The sequence below is a fragment of the Levilactobacillus tujiorum genome, from assembly GCF_012641185.1.
Taxonomy (GTDB): domain Bacteria; phylum Bacillota; class Bacilli; order Lactobacillales; family Lactobacillaceae; genus Levilactobacillus; species Levilactobacillus tujiorum.
In genome coordinates this window covers 79,435-105,973 of the sequence record NZ_JAAXLK010000007.1, presented here as the reverse complement: position 1 = coordinate 105,973, position 26,539 = coordinate 79,435, and the positions used below count along the sequence as shown (strand labels likewise).

Annotated in this window: 17 protein-coding genes; 1 reads left to right on the top strand and 16 read right to left on the bottom strand. The window is 48.2% G+C overall.

Going from position 1 to position 26,539, the window contains the following annotated elements; genetic code table 11:
- Positions 1-40: 40 nt before the first annotated feature.
- The 10 genes from HF569_RS05060 to HF569_RS05015 all read right to left on the bottom strand — a co-directional run bounded on the left by HF569_RS05060 (position 41) and on the right by HF569_RS05015 (position 9,851).
- Positions 41-439: a type II toxin-antitoxin system PemK/MazF family toxin gene (locus HF569_RS05060; RefSeq protein WP_168850664.1), complete on the bottom strand. Its 399-nt coding sequence runs from the start codon at positions 437-439 to the stop codon at positions 41-43.
- Between the two features lie 36 nt (positions 440-475).
- A complete protein-coding gene (locus HF569_RS05055; RefSeq protein WP_168901567.1) occupies positions 476-703 on the bottom strand; it encodes a hypothetical protein in 228 nt (75 codons plus the stop codon).
- An 84-nt stretch (positions 704-787) separates the two neighbouring features.
- Complete coding sequence (gene alr / locus HF569_RS05050) at positions 788-1,915, bottom strand: alanine racemase (protein WP_168901566.1); 1,128 nt, start codon at positions 1,913-1,915, stop codon at positions 788-790.
- Between the two features lie 5 nt (positions 1,916-1,920).
- Positions 1,921-2,277 carry a holo-ACP synthase gene (gene acpS, locus HF569_RS05045; RefSeq protein WP_168850661.1) on the bottom strand — a complete coding sequence of 119 codons (357 nt, stop codon included), beginning with the start codon at positions 2,275-2,277 and terminating at the stop codon, positions 1,921-1,923.
- A 185-nt stretch (positions 2,278-2,462) separates the two neighbouring features.
- Positions 2,463-3,605 (bottom strand): baeRF6 domain-containing protein, encoded by a 1,143-nt coding sequence (locus HF569_RS05040; RefSeq protein ID WP_168901565.1) that lies wholly within the window; start codon positions 3,603-3,605, stop codon positions 2,463-2,465.
- Positions 3,606-4,067: 462 nt separating this feature from the next.
- Positions 4,068-5,618 (bottom strand): DEAD/DEAH box helicase, encoded by a 1,551-nt coding sequence (locus HF569_RS05035; protein ID WP_168901564.1) that lies wholly within the window; start codon positions 5,616-5,618, stop codon positions 4,068-4,070.
- 194 nt (positions 5,619-5,812) lie between these two features.
- Positions 5,813-7,198, bottom strand: coding sequence for a UDP-N-acetylmuramoyl-tripeptide--D-alanyl-D-alanine ligase (locus HF569_RS05030; protein ID WP_168901563.1), 1,386 nt, complete (start codon positions 7,196-7,198; stop codon positions 5,813-5,815).
- A 315-nt stretch (positions 7,199-7,513) separates the two neighbouring features.
- Positions 7,514-8,299 carry a hypothetical protein gene (locus HF569_RS05025; protein WP_168850540.1) on the bottom strand — a complete coding sequence of 262 codons (786 nt, stop codon included), beginning with the start codon at positions 8,297-8,299 and terminating at the stop codon, positions 7,514-7,516.
- Positions 8,300-8,370: 71 nt separating this feature from the next.
- Positions 8,371-9,264, bottom strand: coding sequence for a zinc metalloprotease HtpX (htpX, locus tag HF569_RS05020; protein WP_168901562.1), 894 nt, complete (start codon positions 9,262-9,264; stop codon positions 8,371-8,373).
- An 8-nt stretch (positions 9,265-9,272) separates the two neighbouring features.
- The gene (locus HF569_RS05015; protein ID WP_168901561.1) at positions 9,273-9,851 is read right to left on the bottom strand and encodes a LemA family protein; all 579 of its coding nucleotides are present in this window, start codon (positions 9,849-9,851) and stop codon (positions 9,273-9,275) included.
- A 104-nt stretch (positions 9,852-9,955) separates the two neighbouring features.
- On the opposite strand from HF569_RS05015, the gene HF569_RS05010 reads away from it, so the two are divergent.
- Positions 9,956-10,414 carry a low molecular weight protein-tyrosine-phosphatase gene (locus HF569_RS05010; RefSeq protein ID WP_168850537.1) on the top strand — a complete coding sequence of 153 codons (459 nt, stop codon included), beginning with the start codon at positions 9,956-9,958 and terminating at the stop codon, positions 10,412-10,414.
- A 59-nt stretch (positions 10,415-10,473) separates the two neighbouring features.
- On the opposite strand, the gene HF569_RS05005 is transcribed toward HF569_RS05010, so the two are convergent.
- From HF569_RS05005 to HF569_RS04980, 6 genes are all read right to left on the bottom strand, one after another.
- Positions 10,474-12,693, bottom strand: a complete 2,220-nt coding sequence (locus tag HF569_RS05005; protein ID WP_168901560.1) for an L-type lectin family protein — start codon at positions 12,691-12,693, stop codon at positions 10,474-10,476.
- A 314-nt stretch (positions 12,694-13,007) separates the two neighbouring features.
- The gene (locus tag HF569_RS05000) at positions 13,008-15,179 is read right to left on the bottom strand and encodes a lectin-like domain-containing protein (RefSeq protein WP_168901559.1); all 2,172 of its coding nucleotides are present in this window, start codon (positions 15,177-15,179) and stop codon (positions 13,008-13,010) included.
- A 539-nt stretch (positions 15,180-15,718) separates the two neighbouring features.
- Positions 15,719-17,878 carry a lectin-like domain-containing protein gene (locus HF569_RS04995; protein ID WP_168901558.1) on the bottom strand — a complete coding sequence of 720 codons (2,160 nt, stop codon included), beginning with the start codon at positions 17,876-17,878 and terminating at the stop codon, positions 15,719-15,721.
- A 271-nt stretch (positions 17,879-18,149) separates the two neighbouring features.
- Complete coding sequence (locus HF569_RS04990; protein WP_168901557.1) at positions 18,150-20,576, bottom strand: L-type lectin family protein; 2,427 nt, start codon at positions 20,574-20,576, stop codon at positions 18,150-18,152.
- A 415-nt stretch (positions 20,577-20,991) separates the two neighbouring features.
- The gene (locus HF569_RS04985) at positions 20,992-23,454 is read right to left on the bottom strand and encodes an L-type lectin family protein (RefSeq protein ID WP_168901556.1); all 2,463 of its coding nucleotides are present in this window, start codon (positions 23,452-23,454) and stop codon (positions 20,992-20,994) included.
- Between the two features lie 590 nt (positions 23,455-24,044).
- Positions 24,045-26,432: an L-type lectin family protein gene (locus HF569_RS04980; RefSeq protein ID WP_168901555.1), complete on the bottom strand. Its 2,388-nt coding sequence runs from the start codon at positions 26,430-26,432 to the stop codon at positions 24,045-24,047.
- Positions 26,433-26,539: the final 107 nt, after the last annotated feature.

Sequence of the window (26,539 nt, the reverse complement as noted above, 5' to 3'; positions counted from 1 at the left end):
CAGAACAAAATTGTCCTGAACTTCACCGCCACTAAGGGCGCTATGTAGTGCGGGTGTTGCTTCGATTCCGCTTTCTCTTCGACTTATCCACCAATCCCACGCTGGTTGCTAACGCAGCATCAACTGCTGCCATCGTTTTGACATCCAAGTGGGTGACCTGATCCTTTAACCGCTGTTTATCGATCGTCCGGATCTGTTCAAGCAAAATGACGGAATCCCGCTCAATACCGGTATGAGCTGCCGAAATCCCTACGTGTGTAGGCATCTTCGGCTTCTCAATCCGCGCAGTGATTGCCGCCACAATTACGGTTGGACTGTAATGGTTTCCCACGTTGTTCTGGATGATCAAGACGGGACGCATGCCGCCTTGCTCCGAACCAACGACTGGTGATAGGTCGGCGAAAAAAACATCACCGCGTTTGACTTCAACACGGGCCATGGGCCGCCATCCCCTATCTACTGTTCATTTTATTTTTTAAGATTGTGTTCTTCGAAACTTTGTAAGCCGCCGTTCAGCTTCCTCTTCACACGGCGTAAATATCCGCGCAATTTCCTGATTAATCCGGGCCATCGCTTGGTATCCGGCAATTAATGCAAGTTTGTCAGCTGCAGATGACCGCAACGGCACCAACGCTTGTCGTTGGACCCGTTTGGAAATGTGTAACCGCAAGTTGGGGCTATTTAATTGCTGTGTACGGGTCATAATTTCCTCCTAGGCTTCTGTATTCATCTCGACTCATATAGTTTACCACGAATATCGGAAGCTGGACACTATAAACCCATACAATTAATTGAGATACCGTCGTGGCAGCCGACTGGTAAAGCCACAAGCAATCTCGTAGTGGATGGTTTCGCAGTACGTCGCAACATCTTGTAGCGTGATTTCAGCGCCGTGGTCTTGCCCCACCAAAGTCACCGTTGTCCCCCGCGAATAGTCATGGGGTAAACGCACCATGATCTGATCCATGCAAACGCGGCCGATAATTTCACAGGCGTGACCATCGACCAACACGTGGAAGCCCTGTAACCGCCGTTCGTAGCCGTCTGCGTAACCAATCGGCACCGTGCCAACCCATTCAGCCTGCTGGGCCGTGTAGGTTGCGCCGTACCCCACAGAGTCTCCCGCCGCAATCTGCTTAGTAAAGACCAACTCACTGGTCAGGCTCATGGCGGGCTGTAAAGCATATGGTGGCTTGATCGCCGTGCCAGACGGATTTAAACCGTAGCCGGAGACTCCGAACCGGACCATATTGTCATTGCACTCAGCATGCCACAGACTAGTCGCGGAATTAGACACGTGAACGTAGCGCGGTCGACGCGGCAAATGATCGGTTAATTCGTGCCACTTAGCCACTTGTTGTTTGAAGTAGTGTTCATCCGGGCTATCAGCGGTTGAAAAATGCGTAAAGATCCCTTCAAAATCTAAACTCTCCTGGTGGGCGTCTACGTATTCAATGGCCGTCGTTAACTCCGGTACCGTACGGAAGCCGATCCGTCCCATCCCCGTATCCAGGGCCAAATGGACGTGTAAGGGCGCCGTAAGGTCCTTTTCCAGGGCCAAATAAGCTTGCGCATCCGCCAACCAATCCGTAGCCGCAACCGTTGCGGAAATATCCTCCGCAGCCATTAATGGCGCATCGGCTGGTGACGTCACCCCTAAAATCAAGATTGGCTCATTGAATCCCGCCGCACGTAATTCCAACGCTTCATCTAAGATTGCCACGCAAAAGCCAGTGGCTCCGGCGTCCTTGGCTGCTTGGGCGACCTGAATGGCCCCATGACCATACCCATTCGCTTTCACAACCATAAATAACTCACAATTCTTATCTAACCGTTCCACTTCTGCATGAATGTTGTGCCGTAACGCAGCGCGATCAATCACCAGTCGCGTAGGACGATGTACCCCAACTACCATGACGCTTACCCTCTTTCTAAAATAACCTGAGTCATGACGACCGTCGCCGTATGTGAAATTGATACGTGCGCGATTCCCGCGAAGGGTTGCTGCAACACGACCGGTTGGCCCGCCGCATTATCCCGAATCTCAATATCTTGAAAACCAACTGCACGACCAATCCCCGTACCCATGGCCTTGCTGTAAGATTCCTTAGCTGACCAGCGCCCGGCAATAAATTCAATCGCCCGCGACCCACTCAACTGTCGATAATCCGTCAGTTCCCCAGGGGTGAGCACCCGCTGTAAGAACTGCGGCTGCTTCGCCACCACGTCGGCAACCCGCGCCAAGTCCGTAATATCAATGCCAGTTCCATAGATCATGACGTCACCTCTCTATAATGTCTAGGTTATATTTTAGCACAGGGTTACCAAATTAACCCCTCCCACTTAATCGGTTAGGGAAAACATAAACTAATCTCAATTTATTTACACCCGCCACAAAAAATCGGTGGTCCCCACCACGACTGGGTAACCACCGATTTCTCAACTTTTCCGCCAAACCAGGCCTACAGTTGAACGGACTCTCTGATCCGTAACTGCGCCGCAATTGGACTACGCGTTGGCATCGCGTCTGCTGGCAAAACTTCGACTTGCCCACCGCGTTGCGACACCACCAACGCAAGATCGTTATACAGATTGTTCTGCCGACTCAGGGCCGTGGCCGTCATCACGTCACCACTCTCCGTTAAGTGCCCCGCTTGAAAAGCATCGTCTTGAATCCACAGCTTCGCGATTTGCCCCTGAACGGCGGCCGTCGCTAAGGCGCCCAAGTCCAGGACGACTTGCTTTTGCTGACGCGCTTTATCATAGGCATCTTGGCGAATCTGGGCCGCCTGCACGTGACGTTGGTCGTTCACGCCGACCATTAACGCCACGAGGGTCTGGTTAGCCGCCGCTAAGTTTGGCGCCTGCACCACCCGTACGTTGGCATCCAAATAAGCATTTTGGGACAGCTTGCGGAAATTCCCCTGATTCTTCGCACTCGCCACCAGAATTAAGGGCACTTGATCCACGTTAGAAAATTGCTGGCTGACGTAAGCATCTACCGCCATAAAATAGTTCCGTTGATCCGCCGATTTGCTGGCATCTAACGTCCCCGTCCCACTGTAATGGGTACTGTCACCAGCGGAGCGTTGCCACCGTCCCCGGTCCCGCAGCTCACTGCCCAAGGCCTTTTCCAACGTATTCGGCGCATCCACGGGGAGGTTCACCAATTCCGGCCGGCCGCTCCGCACTTGCGCAACCTCAAATCCTTGGCTGTCCAGCAACAGCAGATCGTAGTCACTGATCGTATCTCGTGACCGTAAGATGGGCAGGACATTAGGCTGATACGTCACGGTAATTGTGGGGCCGACCGCAGTGTGGAGCCAGTAGTGGTAACTCTCCGTGGCACCAGCCATAATCAATAGGCCACGGGCACTCCCGTTGGTCAACGGGCCGTGCTCATACGGGGCAAATGATTCTTCATAAACTGCCCAGTTACGGTTAGGCGCCACCTCTGCCAGTCGGCGTTTGCCCGCCTTTAACAGGCTATTGAACTGGGTCCGATCAGTTGCAGGGACCCCGGTAATGGGCAGCGTCATGGTCACAAAAGGACCTGGCTTAGTGGCAAGTGCGGCTGCGGCGTGTAAGTCAAAGTAATTGGCCATAATGGTAACCTCCGTGGTTGGTTGACTGAGGGATAATTTTATTCAATAAGTTTTTACATATCGTTTCGATAAGGAGATAATATCATATTCCAAAATATCATGCAACCTAAAATATCTATCCACAAATAAGTTTATGTGACAATTCATTTTGTGAGGTGGTTAAAATGCCCCTCCATCCAGGGTTAGTCGCGATCTATAATTTTAATTCAACCCATGATTTTGCGGTAAGACCGCGCTAGCTCATCGTTTTCACCCAATAAGATCATTCATCAGTTGGTTAGCAAGACTGGCCACTACTTAAGCGTACCCGTCGCCGTCATGGGTTAAAGTCTTTTACACTTTAGACGATTAGCAGCCCGTGTTGCCACCCCATCTGCGCATTTAAAAAAATCAAACCATAAGAAAAAGCAACCCCTGGTCTGCCTAACCAAGCGTTGCTTCCTTCTAATCAATTAACTTATTTTAGTCTTTTTTCCGAATGGTGAAACCGCGGCCACCTTCGGAACGCCGACCACCGTTGTTGCTCCGCCGATTACGATCGTTACCATGACCACGTGAGTCATGACCATGACCGTGACGGTCGCCGCCATTACTACGACGGTCTTGACGATGACGGTATCCGCCACCATTGCCACGACGATTGCCGCCACCATGATGGTAACCGCCACCGCCATGACGCTTACCACCACGCTTAGGCAATGGCCGTTCTGGCGTAATCTTAACGGGTACTTGGTTACTGTTGTCCTTAGTCAAGTCGTTCAAGAGAACGGCAACTAAGTCTTCAGCATCGTATTGGGCCAATAGGCTTTCCGCCGTCTTGGCATACTTTTCAGTATCCGTCTTGTTAATCAGGTCAGCGATCGTTTCCTTAGCTGCGCCTAATTGACTAACCAGTGCTTCTTCATCCGAAGGTGGCTTCAGAGGAAGCATCCGCACCTTGGTCAGCTTTTCGATTTCACGCAAGTAATCCATTTCGTTAGGCGTCACGAAAGTCATGGAAACCCCATGCTTCCCGGCACGGCCAGTCCGGCCGACACGGTGAACATAACTGTCTGGATCTTGTGGAATATCGTAGTTGTACACGTGCGTCACATCATTGATGTCGATCCCACGCGCAGCCACGTCAGTTGCGACCAAGATGTCCAACTTGCCGTGACGGAATTCGTTCATGATTTGTGTCCGGCGCTTCTGCGTCAAGTCACCGTGAATCCCAGCAGCGTTGTAACCACGTGCTTGTAACCCACTGGAGATTTCATCAACCCGGCGTTTCGTCCGAGTGAAGACGATGGTCAAATCAGGGTCTTGAACATCGAAGAACCGCGTCATGATATCGAATTTTTCGAAATCACGAGAACGGACGTAGAATTGATCGATCAGGTCGGTCGTTAATTCCTTCGCTTTAATCTTAACGTGCTTAGGGTCTTGCATGAACTGAACCCCAACCCGCTTGATTTCAGGTGGCATCGTTGCTGAGAAGAGCATCGTTTGACGCTTCTCAGGCAATTGCTTGATGATATCTTCAATGTCATCCAAGAAACCCATGTTTAACATTTCATCGGCTTCATCAAGGACTAACATCTGAACGTGATCCAACTTCAGCGTGTGACGACGGATGTGGTCAAGTAACCGACCAGGCGTCCCCACAACAACTTGTGGATGATTCTTTAAGGATTTGATTTGCCGACGGATGTCAGCACCACCATAAACGACTTGGACGTTTGCCCGTTCGTTACGGCCTAATTTATAAATTTCTTCTTGGGTTTGAATCGCCAGTTCCCGAGTTGGGGAAACAACCAGCGCTTGGACGTTCTCATTGTGCTTATCAATCTTTTCAAGAATTGGTAAGGCAAATGCCGCAGTCTTCCCAGTACCGGTTTGAGCTTGTCCAATCACATCTTGACCAGCCAAAACCATGGGGATTGTCTCGGCTTGAATTGGGGTCGCTTCTTCGTAACCTGCTGTCGTAACAGCCTTCAGTAGGTCTTCAGAAAGACCCAGTTCTTTAAACTTCAAAAATAATTTCCTCCTAATAGGTGCATCGCGCCAGTGCCTCATAAATCTTGAAAAAAATCCGTTTTCCGTGGAACGACTTATGATTGGCTAACGCGGGGTATGTTTGTTTCTCTAAATAAGCAACTAAGCCATCATACAACGGTGAAACAAAATAAGCAACTCCCACGACTTGTGGAAATTGCTTATCTTTTTCATTATTTTTCATTAGAATCCTGTAACGCCGCTAATACTTGCTCCAAATGAATCCCGTGAGATCCCTTTAATAAAATCTGATCCGCACTGGTTAGCTGATCTTGAAGCGCTGATGTAAGCGCTGGCAAGGCATCCGCGGCAAAATGTGTCACTGGCAAATCTGGCTTTTCTTGTGCCAGTCGCTGCTGTAAGGCAACCATGTGCGGCCCCACCAAGTAAACGTGACTGATCTTAGCGGGATCAATCGCGGTGGCCAGCTCCGCGTGCATGGTATCCGCCTGCGCCCCTAATTCCAGCATATCTCCTAACACGACGTACCGCTTACCAGTAACGGGCGTCTGCGAGAAGGCCGCCAGCACTTGTTTAACGGCCGTGGGGTTGGAGTTGTAGACATCGCTTAGAATATCCTCACCCGCGGTGCCCTTAACCCATTCAGCGCGGTTCTCAGTCAAGGTAACCGTACTGAGTGCGCGCTGTGAATTCTCTGGGCGAATCCGGTAAACATTCGCCACTGACAGGGCAGCCAACGCGTTATTCACATTGTACGTGCCAATCATTGGAATGGTAAATGTCTTATCTGGCCAAAGGTTCGTCTTAAAACTCGTGGCCGTGGACGTTCCCGAGATCTCGGTCGCATAGAGATCATCGGTCGCCGCCTGACCAAAGGTATGCTGCCGGAGCTGTAAATCAGCCGTCCGGTCGCGTAACAACGGTTCGTCTCCATTGTAAACCAGGATACCATCTTCACTGAGCCCATGGGTAATCTCCATCTTCGCATCTGCAATCTTATCTCTGGTGCCAAAGAATTCAATGTGGGCTTCCCCAATCATCGTAATCACGGCGATATCCGGTGCAACCAAGTTACTCAAGAAATCAAGCTGACCCGGTCGGTCCATCCCCATTTCAACCACTAACATCTCCGTATTAGGTTCCATGGAAAGAACCGTCATCGGCACCCCAATCTCGTTATTGAAGTTAGCGTGCGTCTTGGTCACATTAAATTGCGTGGCCAAAATGCTGGCGATCATGTCCTTAGTCGTCGTCTTCCCGTTACTCCCGGTGACCGCGACCACCCGCGGATTGATCTTCGTCAGATAATACTGGGCCAACGTTTGCAAAGCCTTCAGTGAATCAGCGACCTGAATCACCGGAAAATCGGCCGGGGCCGTCGCTAAATCGCGGGCCCAGAGTGTCGCAACCGCACCGTGATCGATGGCTGACTGAATAAATTGGTGCCCGTCCTGTTCACCCGTTAGCGGAATAAAGAGTCCTCCCGGCTGGAGGTGCCGACTATCGAAAGCCACACTCGTGACACTGACACTACTCCATTGTTCGAAATCATTGATTGCTCCAACTGCATGAGCAATTTCAGCAAGCTGCATCTTCATGTTTTATACTCCTATGTAACGGGCCGGACGTAACGCCTTGCACCCTAAGTTGATTTCTGAAGAGTCGTCAGCTCCTCAGTTAATGTCGAAAATAAATACTGACCATCATTATACCATGAAATCTGATGGTAAACCTAAAAGTCACCAGAAATTACCAGCCAGGCGCCCGCTCGCACGACGTCCCACAGCCAAACACGTAAAAGTAAGAGAGGTCTGAGACCAGCGTCTCAGACCTCTCTTTGCTCCGGATGTGCTTAGCCGGAAGCACGGACCAAAACCAATCACTCATCGTTGGCCCGCTCTTTTTAAATTCTTTCAGATTAAGTCCTTCACATCGCTGAATACCTGATTATCGTGAATCTGCAATGCCCATTCACGCGTGGTGAGGTCATAGCTTAGACTCGCCACCTCACGCGAATCAGCATAAACTTCTTCCTGTGAGTACCAGGTGTTCTGCCGCTCTGGATGCGTAATTGCCCGCACCGGGATCACATAAATCCGGTGCCGCTCTACTAATTGATCAAACGCAATAATCAATCCATCCAACAAGCCTTGGATGAGTTGGATTAAAATCTCATGGGGGATATCACTGATCGCTAACGGCCGGGCAAAAACCCACCGATTGTTGTGCATCGCCCGTAAATGACGTTTAATGCTCACTTCCAAGACGTGATCGAAGTCCGGTAAATGACGATAATACGTCTTAAAGAAGCCGTCACGTAGCGTTAAGTAAGCATACTCATTTTGTAATTTAGCATAAAACGGCGTCCGAATATGCGTCTCCATGTGGGCCAGATACAGTAGCTCTGCAATTTCGCCAGGTAAGAGGTAGTCCAGATCATCACCGTGCACGTAATCCAACCACTTCACGGCATGCTCATGCTTAGCCAGTAAGTAGCGCCGGATTTGGGTCTGCCCCGTGATGGTCTGCAAGCGCGTGTGGGGATTAATCTCCACGTCACTGCCCGATTCATCATTCAACAAAAGCAACTGATTGGGTATCGCTGGGATACCGTTTAAAAAATCAGCTGGTGATATTCCCAACGAATAAATCATATTCGTCACGGGCTCTAAACTTAAATACACAAAATTTCCGCGCATATTCTTACACTCTTTCCCCTAGTCTCATCGTTAATTGTACTACGAAACTGGTGTGAAAACCGCTACTTATTTCACATTTTTTCGAGGCGGGCAATTCGGTCAGCGATTGGGGGATGCGTCGCAAATAAATCCCCTAGTCGATGTTTGTTTTTAAAGGGATCGCCAATATACAAGGCCGAACTGTTGGGGTCCGCAGCTTCCATCGGTTCACTGTCATCAATCTTACGCAACGCATTAATCAACCCTTGCGGATTACGCGTCAGCTCAACGCTAGAGGCATCCGCCAAATATTCGCGATTACGCGACAATGCCATTTGGGCAATGCTAGCAGCTAGCGGGGCCAGAATGATCAAGACGATCGAAATAACTAAGGCAATGGCATTGCCCGCAGAATCACGGTCGTCATCACGCCGGCGACCTCCACCCCACCATAACCAGTTGCTGGCAAAGTTCACCAGCATCCCGATGGCAGCGGAAAGAGCCAACGCGATCGTCTGTAGTCGAATATCATAATTGCGAACGTGCGAGATCTCATGGCCAATGACGCCCTCGAGTTCTTCACGGTTTAGTCGTTGTAAGATGCCGGTTGTCACTGCTACCGCCGACTTTTCGGGACTGTTGCCCGTGGCGAAAGCGTTAGGACTGGGATCATCAATAATGAAGACCCGCGGCATCGGCACCTTGCCGACTAATGCCATATCTTCAATCATGTGCCAGAGCTGTGGTGCCTGACTGACATCCGTGATTTCCCTGGCGTGGTTCATACTCATGACCACGTTCGTCGACTGACTAATCATAATCAACATATAAACCAGGGCCACGACAAAGGCGATCACCGCGCCCGACTGCCAGTTACTCCAGAAAAGATAGCCTAATGCTGCACCAATGACTAAGACGAGCAGGCCAAAGCCAAACATGACGTAACCCGTTCGCCGTTTGTTCATGGCTATTTGGTCATATAACATCTGATCGCCTACTTATCGGATTGATTAAAATCATCAAAATTAACTTTAGGAGTCGTCTTCTCCTCTTCAGGAACTTGCAAGTACTCGTTTTCCTGAAAATGATGGATTTTGGCGACAATGTTACTTGGGAAAGACTGAATCTTAACCGTCAAGTTAGCAACAGAACTGTTATACAACTGCCGTGAATAAGCAATCTTGTTCTCCGTATTGGTCAGTTCTTCCATTAACTCTTTGAACTGGGTGTTGGCTTTCAGATCTGGATAATTTTCGGACAACGCGAACAACGACCGTAACGTCGTCGACAATTCGTTGGACACCGCCATCGTTTGTTGATGGTCATCGGCTGGGATTGCGGTCAACTGATTACGCAATTCCACAACCTTTTTCAACGTTCCTTGCTCGTAGTTAGCGTACCCTTTCGTCGTAGAGACCAGGTTAGGAATCAAATCATTTCGCCGCTTGAGCTGAACGTCAATCTGACTCCAAGATTCTTGGACGTACGTCCGGGTTTTAATCAGGCCGTTGTACGCACTCACGTACCAAATGACCAAGATTGCTAACACGATAATCAAGATAATCCAAGGCATTACTATCACTCCTTCTCAATTTTTCTGGTACACTCATCATAACAAAAGGTAAAACCAGACTCCAATAAGTAACCCTGGCTTAACCAATAATTAGGAGGTTTCCCATGCAACACGTGCTCTTTGTTTGCCTAGGTAACATTTGTCGATCGCCAATGGCTGAGGCTATCTTTAACGACCTACTGGAACAACGCCACCTAACGGATCAGTTCGCCGTTGCCTCAGTTGCCACTAGCCCCGAAGAAGAGGGCAATCATCCCCATCCCGGCGCGCTTAAAGCCATGCGTGCCCACGGATTAGATGCGAGCCAACATCGTTCACGGCCAATCACTGCGGAAGATTTCGACTGGGCCGATACCATTATCACGATGGATCACGCTAACGTCGCCAACCTACAACGTATGGCGCCTAGCGCGGCAGATGCGGCTAAGGTCAAGCTGTGCCTCGACATTCTGCCTGGTCGCGAGGGCGAGGCCATCGACGATCCTTGGTACACTCACAAATTTGAATTGACTTACCAGGAACTGGCAGCCGCTCTGCCCGCCTGGTTAGATCAGCTAGCTTAACGTACATCTCACGTTGCCGGCCACGAAATTAACGTTTCGTGGCGGTGACGTGTTTTTTATTAGGGGGCATCATGCAAGGTCCACGTAATGCTGCCAGCATAGTCACCGGCGATTGCGCTCGCCCCGACTTGGAGAAACAGGTCGTTAATGGTGGCGCTATAATTACTCGTCCTGACCCAGCCACTCTTATGGCTAACCAACGTTTGCGCCTCATCCGGCATCAGGTATTTAGTCTCTCTTCCCTTCGCATAAACGAGCTGGCCAATCAATGGGCGTTGATCTGCTCGGACCATTGGCGTTGCCATAGCGGTAACGTGCCAGCCAGCCCCATTTCTTCTGGTGTCGTCAACGGTAAGCCTAATCGGTCGTTGAGCCGGCAAACGCTGCAGATGCCCCCGTAACTGACCCTTAAATTTAACCTGATCGGTCACCGACTTCAATAAGAGATGGCCGCGATAAACCATGATGGCGACCTTATTAGACATATGTTGCCGCGTATCCGTTACCCAAACCGTCAACTCGCTGGCATCGGCCGTAAAGAGCTGGGCCTCTAGTTGCTCATTAACCACTCCCAATGGTCGTTGAACGTCTAAGGTGCGTGTACGGACTTCTCGACCATTTACGGCGGCATGCACCATCAAATCATCATTCGTCGTGTCTTCGTTTTCAAGGACCGCAACTTGACCAGCAATGTTGACCTGCCCATCCCGCTCAATCATTTGGGTCAATGGGTTGGTCAGGTGTAGCGTTAAGAACTTAAGGGCCTCCACCTGGAATCCTGGTGCGGTGGCCTCAGCGACTGCCTCGGTCCCATTGAAGCTACTAGTGGTTGCTGGAACCTGGGCGTTCCCCGCAGCCACCTTACCGATCAGTGAAATTTTCACCTGATTGTAGGATTTAGAAAATGTCTGATTAAGCTTCTTAACCAGCCTGGTCGTCGTCAATTCCTGACGCGTTAAGGTTTCCGATGCCTGAGCACCACCGCCATAGGCAATCGTGCCACTCTGATACTGAATGTGCTGTGGGAGCTTTAAATTGGCAATCACTTCATGCCAATCGGCCTTACCGTCCCGATAGTCCACGGTATACGTTAGCTTCACTTGGTCACGCTCTCTCACCGTATCGCCTTCATGAACGACCTTTTGTTGCGATAAGTTGACCAACTCTGCTTGTGCAGAAACGTCTACCAAATCCGGAATCTGATCAAACACAACTAAATTGTTTTCGTAGTTTGCCCCCGTCGCACCAGTAAATCCCCAGCGCGTCGTATGGGGATGATCAGCATCCGTCAGTCTACGCTTATCCAAGATGACGTGGCGCACCGTTCCGCGCTGGGGCACTCCTGTGACTGCGTTGCGATCATTGAAGCCATAAGTCAAATCTCCCAATCGCTTGTTGCCATTATGTTCCGGTCTATAACGAATCGTCAGATGGTGCCAATTTCCATCTGATAGGAAGTTAAAGTTCTCCCCAACGATGAGCCCACTATGTTCCAACGAAATATAAGAGCGCTTCTCACCCGATGTTTTGGAACTATAGGACCAACTTCTCTTATACGAATCCGGCTCTCCCGGGTAGTTGGCAGCAATGTGCGGGAAGCGAATGGACCCGCTCCCACCAATCCGGTCAAAGGAATCCCCCCAGCCCTTCAAGTCTTCAAATAGATGACTCGTGTTCAGATGCGTATCGAACTCTAATGCCCAGCTGCGCTGAATGGCGCTGCTGGCGACGGTCTCCAAGACCTTCTTATCACTAAGTAAATTATCGTGCTCGTAATTGTAGCCCCGATCAAACCCCCATGTGCCCAAATTCTCACCTTGATGGACCCAAGCCGGCATTGACGTTACCGCTTGAATTCCCCGTGGATCATTTTGCAAGACAAATGCCATCCCATCACCAGCGGTATTGTTGTGTTGATTTTCCTCGTCGGTAGCGTCACTGCCACGATTGCCAAAGTATAACCACATGGAGATCACTTGCTCATGATCGAGATCAAACGGATTGTTTTCCGTCGACCAGATACTCCCCATTTGGTGACTATTGTCCGTTAATTTGACGACTTGAGTCGCCGCGGTCTGAGCATTCGTCGCATCCACAACCTGCGCATGATTATTTTCGGCAGTTCCCGCTTCAAAATATTTAGCTAGGGTAATTCCCTGTGGCGCCTTACTCAAGGCCACATTTAAATCAGTATCAGCTTGAACCGTTAGTACCCGATCAAGTAGCATAACTCCCAGCATTAGTCCACTCAGCCACAGTAAGATGACTTTTCCAATCACGCGCTTTCTCTCCCCCAGATTAGATAGCTGCCAATTACAAAGCATCGTCAGCTATCTAATCAACCCTTTTCATAACATCACTTATAGTAGTGAATGTTTAATAATAACAGTATCGACTATACGATTAGATTAGTATACCACATCAACCACCTAATTGGGCGATAAAACTTGATATAATAGTATTTGTAGGGAGATATGCCTCATATTTATATCACACTTTTAGCGGATAAATGTATCTTTCTTCCGTCCTTTTTGCTAAAATAATGAGTAAGCGAAAAGCCAGCCGACCCACCTGATCGACTGGCTTTAAAATTTTATTCAGTTGCTGGTGCATTCGTGAAGCTCCACGTGATTGTTCCCCCGTAGAGCGCCGGCAAATCATGACTACCACCGATGGCATTTCCTTGAACATCTAGTAGGAGCCCCGTGTTAGCACTCCAATTCTTAGAGATATCCGTCACCGCACTATCACCAGTCGTTGTCGCTGACTCTATTTTGGCAAATCCTGCTGTCAAATTAGCGACACCATCGTCGTTTTTATAGATCAGCGATGCCGGTAAGATACTTCTAAACCGTGAGGCAAATGTCGTTGATTTGGCATAAAGGGTCCAATCGTGACCACTGCCCCGCGTATCACTGACCGAAACCTTAAAATCATCGCTAGGTTGAATGAGCTGTTCATGCCCCGTCAACGTGGTTGGCCTAAAGGTAGCCCCCGTCGGAACGGACAAATCCAACGATCCAGATTTTACCGTAATCGTATAAGTTAATTTATCAGAAATCCGTCCAGCACCATCTTCAGCATACAATTGTAGCGTATTCGTCTGTCCCGACTGTAGCTTTTCTTGAGGGACACTGTACGAAACTGCACCGGCCGGGTCCGTGGTCTTTAACGGTATGATTGGCTGTGGATCACCGTTGATCACGGGATGAAGGACTGTCTGACTATTGTCAACGGTACTCTTATCGTCATAGCTGAGCTGCGCCGTGACCGGCACGTCATCTTTAGCACCCACAGTTGCCTCACCGGTCTGACTGTCACCCGTCCAAGTCATGTGAAATGCACTCGATTTAGACGGTGCGGTCACCGTAAAGTCTGGCGTTCTGGCATCCGTAATGGCATTGGCACCAATGAATTTATTGGTTAATTGCCCGGTACTGCCGACTTTAGCATCCCCATTCAGCGTAATCGTTGCGGTCGGATTCTCCTTCGACAAGGCCTCAACTGGCAGGGTAACCTCGCCAGACTGAAGGTCCGTTTTGCTCAACTGCGTCACCGGCAAACTGTGGTCACCATACGTGATAGTTCCACCGGTATAATCGATATTGGCGGGTAAGTTCAAATGAGCCTGAATATCTTTCCAATTCTGGCTACCACCCGTATAAGCTAAATTATAATTTAAGCGCAGGCTATGACCAGCGCCCACCGACGTACCACTCGTGACGGCACGCTGCGTCGTTTCATCCTTGATATCAGCGGTTGCTGTCGCGTTCACGATACCGGGAACTTGTTCGAAAACAACGGCGTTAGGTTCATATCTAGTTCCAGTAGATCCAGTGAACCCCCAGCGCACCTTGCCCGTATTCCCAGGATCAATCGCTTTCTTAGGAACGCTAACTGTTCGTGACTGTGGATTCGGTAATGGATCGCCGGTTTTAGGATCCTTATCGTCATAAATATAAGTCATTGTCTGATCAGCCGCATGCCATTTTAGCGTAACATGATGCCATTTCCCATCAACCATCCAACCGGCAGAACCCGCGTAGATCGGCTGGGTATGGTTCATCGTTGCATAGTAGCCGTTCGAAGTCGCGTGCATCGTGTAGGTTGCTGGATTGCTGGGAAATCCTGACGCAATGTGGGCATAGGGTGCCGCCAAGTTAGGGTCATCATCAAAAGAACTACTTAGGCCCGGTGCGGCGCTACCTGAAATTTTATTAGAATACGTATCAAATTCCAACGCCCAACTGTTCTGAATGGCTCGCTCCGCTACATCACTGGCTTGGCCCTTAGTCTTATCCTGATCCGATCCCCAAACGCCAAGTGTCTCACCACCCAACGGTTTCCCCGCGCTGTTCGTTGAACTAGCGCCAAGGTTGCGACCGTCATTTTGAAGAACAAAGGCCATCCCGTCTCCAGAACTACTATTGCGGTCACCAAAGTTCATCCACATGGAAGCCGTTGCGTCAGAGTCCAAACTCATCGCTGACGAATCATTGGTCCAAACCGTCCCCAATTGACTCGCTTTATCCGTTAACTGAACCGCCTGATTTTCCCCAAATGGCGTATTCGCCAAAACTGCCGAATTATTAGCAACTGTTCCCAACGAAAAGTAGTCGTTCACCGACACTCCCTGTGGTGCTGCATCTAAGGCTTGCTTAATTGGCGGATCAAAAATGCTCGCCTGTGCCGTTAGACTTTTTCCCCAAATCATTAATCCTAACCCAATGACCATCACACTAAAAAATAGCGTTCTTATCTTCAAAATCTACCCACTCCTTCGCAAACCAAAGGACCTATCACCTAGTCGTGATCGTCCTCTGTACTTAGTCTGAACAACGTTCCCCAACGCTATCCTCTATGTAAACCACAAGAAAGTTAACTTTACTAACAATGCTAAGTATATGATCTGCACGGTTATTTCCCAGCACGCTACCGGTCCTTGCCAAGATACCGACTCCCCTATACTGGTTCCCCTATTAATCAAATTCATTATATTCGGTTAGCCCATCAAATTCAATACCATTGCTAAAATTGATTTATTACAATAATTCGAGGCGGCAATCAATTGCACGAATACTTTATATAACTGGTATTGGCTAATTTTATCTCAGCGCTCTCCCACCATTGTTTATCAGGCTATAACTTTGTAACCAATCATGAATTCTTATGAATAAGTATGCACAAGGACGTATATCATCGTCACACAATTATTATTCAGTAACGTCCATTTACCGGGCAATATATTAAGCACAAAAAAAGTCGGACCCCTAGTTTCTGAGTCCGACCACGTATCTTCTTCAATTATTGCGGTGCGTTGTTCAGCGTCCAGGTCACCTTACCTGAGTAAGTGCCCTCGACGGCGCCACCATTAACCTGTAAATGCAACCCGGAATTGGCATTCCAGCCGTTAGCAACATCGACTGTCGACCCGTCTCCCGTAGTCGAATGTGTGACCACGTTGATCGCATCAGCCGATAAGGTTTCATCCCCATTGCCCGTCCGATACTGTAACTGTCCGTCCAATTTCTGACCATCCTCGGTCGTAAACGGGGTCGTGCTGGCTTGCAGCGTCCACTGATGGCCGGCAGACCGCGTATCGTTAATATCGATTTGCCAATCATCGGCTGGTAAGACATCTTGTGTCGTCCCAATCAACGCTGTGGGCTTAAAGGTACTTTCTGCCGAAACCTTACCAAAATCCAGCGTCCCAACAGTAATCTGAAAGGTAATATCGTTAGACACATCGCCATATTTATTAGTAGCATACATCGTTAGTGTATTTTCCCCTGGCTTCAAATCACTTGCCGCAACTGTATAAGTAAAGCTCCCGCCATTATCATTAACCGTATCCAAGTCCTGACCATTTAACGTAGGATGTAATACAACGTTTTTATCTGGAAAGAGGCTAGTAGTGATTAACGATGTCAGCCCTGAGACCTCGACATCCTCATTTTGATCAGCCGTAAGGATCTGATTAGAAGTTGACAACAACAGCGATGTCTTTAACTTGTTAACTGCAAATCCATTGAGGCTCGCCGAGGCAATCGCGTTGCTTCCATAGAAATTCCCTTCTGAACTAGGCACCGTCGTCTCCGTACTGCTTGCGGTCGCGTATATCGAAACCGTCGCAACTGGTTTGCTGATAGTCAGCGACTGTGCAAGCTTTGCGTCAATCGTTTGATTCGTCATGCCACTCACATCAAAGGTCGAACTGGTCCCATCACTATACGTAATGGTCCCTTTAGTTGGTGTTACACCCGTTGGTACCTTTACGTGAGCACGAATATTTGTCCAAGGGGCACTCCCAGAATTGTAATTAAGTTTGTAATCTAGGCGCAACCGATCATTCGTATTAGCGCTGCCGTCACTTGCAATCACTTTATTCTGGGTAAGATCATTCACTGTCCCCGTAGCACTACTATCAACCAGTCCTGGAATCTGCTCAAAGGTGACCAGGTTATCTTCTGAATTTTGTCCAGTTGAACCGGTAAAGCCCCACAACGCGGTAGTCTTACCGCCAAGATCACTGGTTGAAATTTTTTGTGACTTCGTCTTACCAGTCTGTGGCGCACCAGTCGCTGGATCCTTATCATCAAAAGTGTACGTCATTGTGCTCGTGGTAGCGTCCCAATTCAAACTCAGGTGATGCCAAGCACCATTAGATAAGAAGCTAGAGTCATCACCTGATATAGCATTACCCACATTCTGCATGGTCGTCGCATAGTAATATTGGATAGCATTATTAACTATGACTCCGGCTGGCTTCCGGCCATAGGTATCCTTTTTTGCCGGAAAATCCGCCATAACGTGAGGGTGAGAAAGCCCTAAATCAAAGTCAGATTCCTGATCATAAAACGTGGTGTAATCTTGTTTGTTGACAAATGTATCGAATTCTAGCGCCCAACTATTTTGAATCGCCTGGCTCGCGATCTTGGAAGAACCACCAGTTTCCGAAGTATAATCGTCAGGATATCCCCAGACCCCCATGGTTTCACCACTAGCTGGGTTCCCGTTCTTATCTACCGCAATCGCTTTAGTCCCCCGCTCATCATTCTGTAGAACAAAGGCCATGCCGTCACCGGCTTTATCGCCCTTATCGCCAAAATACATCCACATGGAAGCCTTCTCATTTTTGGATAGATCAAACGCCATGGCATCTTTGGCCCAAATTGATCCCTTTTGATTAGTCCCATTAGTCAGTTGAACCGCTTGAGTCCCTAAAGTATTCGGATTCGTAGAGTCTTGAATCTTCGCTGAATTAACACCCTTAAAATCACCGATTTTAAAGTAATCACTCAACGGCAATCCCTGTGGCATGCTCTGTTGAGCCGAAGCGAGGTTGTCGGCGTCAATTTTGGCATTTGCATCAGAAGCAGCATCGGCATGGCCGATCAACCCAGTGCCCATAAACAGGGTGCCAATCGCAACAAGTATCCCTAGTAAACTTGTTTTAAATTTCATGAATCACCCGGCTCCTTTCCTAAAAGTCTAAAATATGCTCCACTTCTAGTATAGGTTACCAGTGTGACATACCAATGATTTAAGCTCGCCATAGTTAAGTGAGCTACATAACCGGCTGCACCTTTTATTACTAGGGTTACTCGTTCTTATGTACATCCTTGTACACCACATTCATCTAACTGGGCAATCAGTATTTTGCCTAACACTAAAACAAGCAGGTGGCAGCCATTTTCACGACCACTACCTGCTTGTCTCTTCTACTTCACTAAGCTTAATCGGGGGAAACGGAATTGACGACCGACCAGTCGATCGTTCCCTCATAATTTCCTTCAACTGCATTATCATTAATTTTCAAGCGAATACCCGTATCAGCCGTCCAATCCTGAGCGACATTGGTTGTTGTCGCTGTTTCATCGCTTGGCGAGGTCCCACTTGCAATCAATTCAGAGGCCGAATTGTTCAGCTCCGTCGTTTTTCCAGCCGCATCGGTATAAGTCAGCGACCCGTCCAGCGGCGTTTTAACCGCTACGTTATCGCCATCGGCAAACATCCCGGTTGTTTTCGCCGTGACCTGCCACTCGCTTCCCTTAACCAGCGAATCATCAACATCCAATTCCCAATCATTATCTCGCTTAATCATATGACTCTGCCCATCACCAGTCAGAACCGTGGGTTTAAAGGTCATATTCCCACTGGTGTGACCAAAGCCAACCGTGCCAGCAGTCACGGTCCGGTTAACCGTGGTGGACGTCACTTCATCTGAACCAGACCCATAGGTGGCATAGAAGCTGATGGTATTGGCTCCCGGATGTAATTTGTCATTAGGAATCTCATAACTGAAGTAATCCAAACTAGGCGACATTTCCGTCGCGTAAATGTCCATTAGATTTTCCGGACTCTGCGCCACGCCATTAATCGACGGATGAATCGTAATAGCCTCCATCGACACGCTTAGCGGATTTTGTGGGACTGCGACGCCGACTACCCGAGCCGCTTCTTTACTGCCATAATTGACCTTCAGTCGACCCTTATCGCCAAAAGTGTCCACGGCTAGTTTGGCGTTAACCTTAGGCGTAATTGAAAAGGCGGGCGTTTTCGCTGACGAAGCCGCATTAATTCCTGTGAAGTAACTCGTCTGTTCTAACTGCGGGGTCCCTTTTAAGTCTGAGGTCAGATCCTTGGCCTTGCCGTATAACGTAATGGTTGCGTGCTGGGTGCCACTCATGGTCAAGCCACCATTAGCCAGTGAGACTGGCAGTGACTGCGACGTACCATCCGCATTCGTGGTCAGTTTTGAGAGATCAACTTTGTTATCATTACTATCGGTATAGCTCGCATCTGGATACGTGATCGTCCCTGATGAGAGCGCCAACCCACTGGGAATATTCAGATTAGCATTAACTGACTTCCAGTCTTCATCCCCGTCGGTCCGGCCAAAGGTATAAGTCAACTTGACATCGGTTCCACCAGGAATTGAGTCGGCTTGCTTGGACCCACTCCCTACCGTCACGTACTCATCAGGATGATTCATATCAATCTTAGCCATTAAACTAGCGGTAGCTTCGGTCTGCGCTTGACCGGGAAGCTGGTCAAAGATCACATAGTTATTTTCGGTAGCATCACCAGTGGAGCCCGTGAAGCCCCAGCGAACTTTGGATTGGCCGTCTGCTAAGTTAAATTTAGCGGGATCAATCGGTACCGTAGCATAGTCGGTCGATGGTTGTGGCAGGCCTGTGTTAGGATTCTTGTCATTGTACGTATACGTCATCGACCCCTTATCGCCAGCAGTAGTTGGTGGCGTATATTGAATCGTAATATGATGCCAATTTCGATCGGAGAGCTTGCTACTGCCAGTGGGGCCTTCATCCAAGAAGCCTTCGTGTTTCATGGTGTAGTAATAGTACGGACCATACCCATTTTTCCCATACGCATAGGGCACCTTGGTCTCTGAGTAAGTACTACTCTCCCCCGGATAATTCGACGCAATGTGCGTATCCTTGATGGGCGTCTGGTTAGCCGGTGAATTCCCATCACCATTGACATCAAAGGAAGTGGGACTTCCGGCAAACGACCACTCTGAGATCGGATTGTTGTCAAAAATGCCGTACGCCGGTTGATCAGGAATCGTGACGTTCGGGAAAGTATCAAATTCAAGCGCCCAACTGTTCTTAATCGCCGTATCGGCCAGATTAGTCTTTGAAAAGTCTGAGTTTTGTACCCCCCAGACCCCCATTGACTCTCCAGGCCCTGAGTAAACGTTGGTTCCACCATTTTGTAAAACAAAGGCCATCCCATCACCAACGCTGGTACTGCCTTCACCGCTGGCATAGATCCACATTGACGCCGTTTCACTTTGATTTAGGTCAAATGACTGTTGCTTGGACCAGATGGACCCCCAGCTTTGCTTCGATCCCGCTTTAGAAATCTGAATAGCACTATTCTTCGAGCCACCCGGACTCCCGGCATCTACCAAATGTGCTGAGTTAGTCCCACTCGCCGTAGAGACCGAATTATCAATCGTGAAATAATTTGAGGCCGTGCCACTCCCTAAATAAACTCCTTGTGGCGCCCCCTTCAGTGCAGCCGCACCAGTATCAAAAGCGGCATGCGCATTAATTTCCGCACTGCTCCATAGGCCTAGTCCTGCTATGGCCAGTGCTACCGTTGTTTTTAGTAACCCTTTCTTTGTGATTCGCAATCTCATAACCCCCAAACTGGTTTCCGCCAGGTTTTACTCGATTCTCAACTTTAGTGACTAATACCAATGACACGATGGTCTAAGTGAGAAATTATCACCAGTTACGCGGCCATCAAGACTCGCTGCAAAAAAGGCAGCATTGCATTTTCATCGCGCTGCGGTGAGGTGATCAAGGTCATCTGTAACTACTATTAGCCATTTTAATTAATTAAGTTAACTTTTTATCTTCACTTATAGTATATCACGTACGTTAACTAATTAAAGGTGTAATATTCGTAGGCGTCGTCATTTCCCGCCACCTCATCCTCGGGACTTTACCGCGTATAACACCGGGCAATTGGGAGAACAAAAAAGCCGATGAAAAACTCGTAAAATTACGAATCTTTCATCGGCTATATCTAGCATGATTGACTATTTATGAAGTTGAGACTGAATTAACAAAGGACCAATCAATAGTGCCCTCATAATTACCCTCAACGGCATTCCCATTAATTCTCAAGCGAATACCCGTATCGTCTTTCCAGTCGGCCGCAATATTAGTAGACGTATCCTCACCAGTCGACGTTCCACTCGCAATTACCGGCGAGTCCGAATCATTTAGCGTGGTTTCGTTGCCTGCCGCATCCGTGTAAATCAGTGAACCATCAAGCGGCGTGTTTACGGCTACATTATCCGTATCAGCAAACATTCCGGCTGTCTTAGCCGTAACCTGCCAGGGACTATCCTTAGTTAACGAGTCATCAACATCTAGGCTCCAGTCATCAGCCCGATTAATCACTTGGCTCTGCCCATTACCAGTCAGGAGTGTCGGTTCAAACGTGATATTCCCGCTAGTATGACCAAAACCGACCGTGCCGGCAGTAACTGTGGCATTGACCGTGGTTGATGTGAGCTTCCCCGAAGTGGAGTCACAGGTGGCATAAAAACTGATTGTGTTGTCCCCTGGCTGCAGCTTGTCATTATCAATCTTATAATCGAAATAGTATTGGCTTGCATAGAATAGAGGGTTAGTCGAGTGGATATCGCTTTCCTTCACTGGATCCTGTGAAACACCGTTAATGGAAGGGTGAATCGTAATTTCACTAGCAGGTATACGAACACCAGCAGAATTAACTGTATCTTCACTAGAAATTGCCGTTCCAGTGACCACAGCCTGATCAGATCCACCATAGTTCACTTTTAAGACCCCATAGTCTTTAGCAACATCCATAGCCAATTTATCATTAACCTTAGGCGTAATCGTGAAATTAGGCGTCTTCGCAGAGGATGTCGCATTGCTCCCCGTGAAGTAGCTGGTTTCAGCATTCTGGGAAACCCCCGTCGAATCAGTCGCTATATTCTTAGCGGTCCCAGTCAACGTGATAGTAGCATGCTGCGTGCCACTCATGGTCAAACCATCACCCGCTAGAGACACCGGCAGTGATTGAGATGACCCGTCTGAACTAGTAGTCAACTTCGATAAATCAACCTTATTGTCATTGCTATCCTTGTAACTGGCGTCTGGATAATCGATGGTCCCCGAGGTGATATCTAAACCACTAGGAATCGTTAAATTGGCATTGACCGACTTCCAGTCTTCATCCCCGTCTGTCCGACCAAAAGTGTAAGTTAACTTAACTGCTTTTCCACCAGAAACGGCGTCACCATCCTTCACTTCAGTATAGTCACCGCCATCTTGTGCTTCCAACTTGGCTGATGCTTCCGTCTGCGCTTGACCAGGAAGTTGGTCGAAGACAACTAAATTGTTTTCACTAGCTGCTTTACCAGTAGATCCTGTGAAGCCCCAGCGAACCTTGGACTGGCCTGAGGACAGGTTAAATTTACTGAGATCAATCGGTACCGTTGCGTAATCATTCGAGTCAATCGGTAATCCTGTATCCGGGTCCTTGTCGTTGTAGGTGTAAGTCATGGAACCCTCACCACCCACCGTTGTTGGCGGTGTATAGTCAATTGTAATATGATGCCAACGATGATCTGACAAATTACCACTCCCAGTGGCCCCCTCATCTAAGAAGCCCTCATGTTTCATAGTGTAGTAATAGTAATTTCCCACCCAAGGCTGAACCGAGTAATTCAACTTTTTATTTCCGTTTGCATAGTCAGAAGTTTCCGTGTAAGTTCCACTATCGCCTGGATAATTAGAGGCAATGTGTGTGTCATCAATTGCCGTCTGCGTACTTGCCGTATCTCCATTCACATCGAAGGTACTAGGATTTTGATCTGAAAAATCCCAAGTCGGTATCGGCGACAAATGCAACGGATCAATTAAACTATACCTAGGCTGTGTCGGGATCCCACCCTTACCATTTGCATACGTATCAAACTCCAATGCCCAACTATTTTGAATAGCGGTGCTAGCCACATCTGTCTTCGCAAACAGGCTGTCTGGGACACCCCAGACCCCCATGGATTCACCAGGACCAGAATAGACATCCGTGCCACCATTCTGAAGAACAAAGGCCATTCCGTCTCCCACGTCGGCCGTGTTTTCACCACTGGCATAGATCCACATGGAGGCCGTTTCTGGCTTATTTAGATCAAATGACTGTTGTTTTGACCAGATGGACCCCCAAGAATCCATTTCCCCAGCCTTAGAGATTTGAATCGCACTGTTATTAGTTCCGGCTGGACTACCGGCATCCACTAAACTAGCTGCATTGGTTCCGGAAGCCGTAGAAACCGTGTTATCAATTGTAAAATAATCGGAGTTCGTGCCACTACCGAGATAGATCCCTTGAGGCGCACCCTCCAAAGCCTTAGCCCCTGTATTAAAGACGGTTGACTTAGCACTAGCCAGATCACCACCTTCCCATAGTCCTAGCCCGACCACGGTAAGTGCCGTTACCACACTTAATAATCCCTTCTTAACAGTTTTCAACCTCATAACCCCCTCATCCGGTTTACGCCGGATTTCTGTAGATCCTCAACTTTTTAAATTTACTGATGCGAAAGTCCCACTGTACGAATATAAGTTGAACTTACTTATAACGCCCGACAATCGGTAGTTTTCTAAATATTTAACTACCCTAATAAATATAGTATACCATCACCCGATTGAAATGATAAGAGAAATTATATAATAATAACATTGTGGTACAAGCATTCTGTAATTGCTGATATGACAGTCATCAAGTCCATTATTCATTTGCTGATTTGCTGGTCTTGCCATTAGATTGGAATTATCTTTCAATTACAAAATCACCCACAAGAGAATCCATGTGCAATAAATTTATACGTAGGGAGCCAACCCCATTATCCAACCTCCTTTCGAGTTCTGAAAATAGATTTTATCAGCACCCCGTTACTTGAGCCGTAACTATTTAGTGGATTAGTTCTAACCGACCGTCTCACAAAAAGCAGCCAGACCAAGGCCACTCGGAACAAACATCTTTCAACTCATCAACATTTCCACTGGCACGACGCCAAAAAATCACCCCGTTTTTTCATCAGGGTGATTTTTTGCCAGAACTATTTAACTGAATTAACAAAAGACCAATTGATCGTCCCAGAGTATGTTCCCTCAACCGCACCGCTATTGACCTTCAGCCGAATGCCGCTGTTAGTCGTCCAATCACTGGCAATATTGGTGGTGGTATCCGTCCCGTCAGAGGTTCCGCTTGCAATGATGGGCGAATCGCTACTGTTCAACGTGGTCACGTTCCCGGTCGAATCCGTATAGATCAACGCACCGTCCAACGGTGTTCCAGTTGCTACACCGTTCAAATACATCCCAGTCGTATTGGCAGTGACCTGCCAAGTACTGTCTTTGGTTTGACTATCGTCCACATCCAAGCGCCAATCGCCCGAGCGATTAATGATCGTGCTACCACTTCCTGACAAGGTCGTCGGCTCAAATGTCAGATCCCCACTGGTATCCCCAAAGCCAACGGTACCAGCAGTAACTGTTGTCGAAACCGTTGACGATCTTGCCCCCGCCGAATCGGTCGCATAGAAACTAACCGTGTTATCACCCGCTGTCAATTTATCATTAGCAATCGGATAGTTAAAACCATATTTGACGCCAGTCGTAATGTCGTCAAGATTGACAGCATCCTGCTCAACGCCATTGATTGTCGGATGAATGGTAATATCCGAGTTGCTAACGGTACTGTCTGAGGCTACCGCAACACCAACTACGCTTGCAGCCTGTGTTCCCCCTGCATTAACCTTCAGCGTACTGCTATCTTCATCCAGCGCCACTGATAAGTCCGGTTTCGTAATCGTAAAGCTAGGTGTCTTAGCCGCAGAGGTCGCATTACTCCCAACAAAGTAGCTTGTTTGGGCGGCCTCACTCACACTACCGCTAGACGCTACATTCTTCACTTTTCCATACAAAGTAACCGTTGCTTTCTGCGTGCCACTTAAGGTTAAGCCATCATCCGCAAGGGGAACTGCAAGTGTTTGTCCATCTCCGGAGGAACTCGGTGCCACAATTTTAGAGACATCCACCTTATTGTCATTACTATCAGTATAACTTGAATCTGGATAGCTAATCGATCCTGAAGTGATATCAATATCATCAGGTATTTTCAGCTCTCCATTGACCGCCTTCCAGTTGCTATCCCCACCGGTCCGTTCAAGCTGATAAGTCAGCTTCACATCGGTATCTCCAGAGACAGAATCACCATCATTTAAAGTGTTCGTGTACTCTCCTGAGCTGTCCTTTGCCGTAATCGTGGCAGACGCCTTAGTCTGCGCCTCACCTGGGATCTGATCAAATATGACTAAATTATTTTCGGAGTAAGTCCCGGTTGATCCGGTAAAACCCCAGCGAACCTTAGTCTGTCCCGAAGATAAATTAAACTGACTTAAATCAATCGGTACCGTTGCAGAATCAGATGATGACTGAGGCAAGCCCGTATCAGGATTTTTATCATTGTAAGTATAGGTCATCGACCCCTTACCACCTGAAGTTGTCGGTGGCGTGTACGTTACCGTAATGTGGTGCCACCGATGATCAGATAGATTTCCACTGCCGCCAGTAGGCCCTTCATCTAGCAGCCCTTCATGCTGTAAGTTGTAGTAATAAAAAGTGCCACTTCCACTAATCATATTTCCTGTTAAAGGACTCTTGATCTTCCCGTTCCCAACCACACTTGTTCCGGTGTAAGTATCCGTAGCCCCGGGATAATTTGAGGCAATATGGGTGTCCGTAATTTGCGATTGACTAGACGGCGTATCCGCTGGGCCATTGACATCAAACGATGATGGATTGTTATTCGCAAAATCATAAGAACTGTTAGTCCACCCAATCAATGTGCCTAAATATGTTCCACGTTTGAAAATATCATCGTTAGGAAAAGTATCAAATTCTAGTGCCCAACTATTTTGAATCGCGGAACTAGCTGGATTGGTGTTATTAAAGTACTGATTGGCAATGCCCCAAACACCCATCGACTCACCTGAGCCAGAATAGGCATCCGTTCCGCCATTTTGAAGAACAAAAGCCATCCCATCTCCGACGTTACTAGCATTTTCACCGCTAGCATAGATCCACATCGAGGCTGTCTCGCTCTTGTCCAAATCGAAAGACTCATCGGTCGACCAGATGGCTCCCCAACTGTCCGACACGCCTGCCTTAGAAATCTGAATCGCAGAATTTCCAACGCCTGTTGGGCTTCCCGCACTAACCAGTGAAGCCGAATTATCACCGGTAGCTGAATCCACATTTTTATCAATTGTAAAGTAGTTTGAAGCGAGTCCATTCTGAAGATCAACGCCTTGTGGTGCACCTGCCAAAGCCTTGTCCCCCGTCGAAAAAACGGTTGAATTTGCCTGAGCTGGCTCAGTCGACCAAACGCCTAATCCAGCTATAGACAACGCTAAAACACCCAACAAATTCTTCTTAATATGCATCAACATCCCCCCTAGTCTGGATGTCAGTCAAATCTTTCGCTTTGCCTCAACCTTACCGTTCCTTTTTGAACAATTTTTCTATCATATATGGCCAATACTCACTAAAA

What these genes read in the sequence shown, in the direction of transcription:
- HF569_RS05060 (WP_168850664.1), bottom strand. Translation starts at nt 439, where the DNA reads ATGGCCCGTGTTGAAGTCAAACGCGGTGATGTTTTTTTCGCCGACCTA.
- HF569_RS05030 (WP_168901563.1), bottom strand. Translation starts at nt 7,198, where the DNA reads ATGAAGATGCAGCTTGCTGAAATTGCTCATGCAGTTGGAGCAATCAAT.
- htpX (WP_168901562.1), bottom strand. Translation starts at nt 9,264, where the DNA reads ATGTTATATGACCAAATAGCCATGAACAAACGGCGAACGGGTTACGTC.
- HF569_RS05010 (WP_168850537.1), top strand. Translation starts at nt 9,956, where the DNA reads ATGCAACACGTGCTCTTTGTTTGCCTAGGTAACATTTGTCGATCGCCA.
- HF569_RS05055 (WP_168901567.1), bottom strand. Translation starts at nt 703, where the DNA reads ATGACCCGTACACAGCAATTAAATAGCCCCAACTTGCGGTTACACATT.
- HF569_RS05025 (WP_168850540.1), bottom strand. Translation starts at nt 8,299, where the DNA reads ATGCGCGGAAATTTTGTGTATTTAAGTTTAGAGCCCGTGACGAATATG.
- HF569_RS04980 (WP_168901555.1), bottom strand. Translation starts at nt 26,432, where the DNA reads ATGCATATTAAGAAGAATTTGTTGGGTGTTTTAGCGTTGTCTATAGCT.
- HF569_RS04995 (WP_168901558.1), bottom strand. Translation starts at nt 17,878, where the DNA reads ATGAAATTTAAAACAAGTTTACTAGGGATACTTGTTGCGATTGGCACC.
- HF569_RS05015 (WP_168901561.1), bottom strand. Translation starts at nt 9,851, where the DNA reads ATGCCTTGGATTATCTTGATTATCGTGTTAGCAATCTTGGTCATTTGG.
- HF569_RS05040 (WP_168901565.1), bottom strand. Translation starts at nt 3,605, where the DNA reads ATGGCCAATTACTTTGACTTACACGCCGCAGCCGCACTTGCCACTAAG.
- alr (WP_168901566.1), bottom strand. Translation starts at nt 1,915, where the DNA reads ATGGTAGTTGGGGTACATCGTCCTACGCGACTGGTGATTGATCGCGCT.
- acpS (WP_168850661.1), bottom strand. Translation starts at nt 2,277, where the DNA reads ATGATCTATGGAACTGGCATTGATATTACGGACTTGGCGCGGGTTGCC.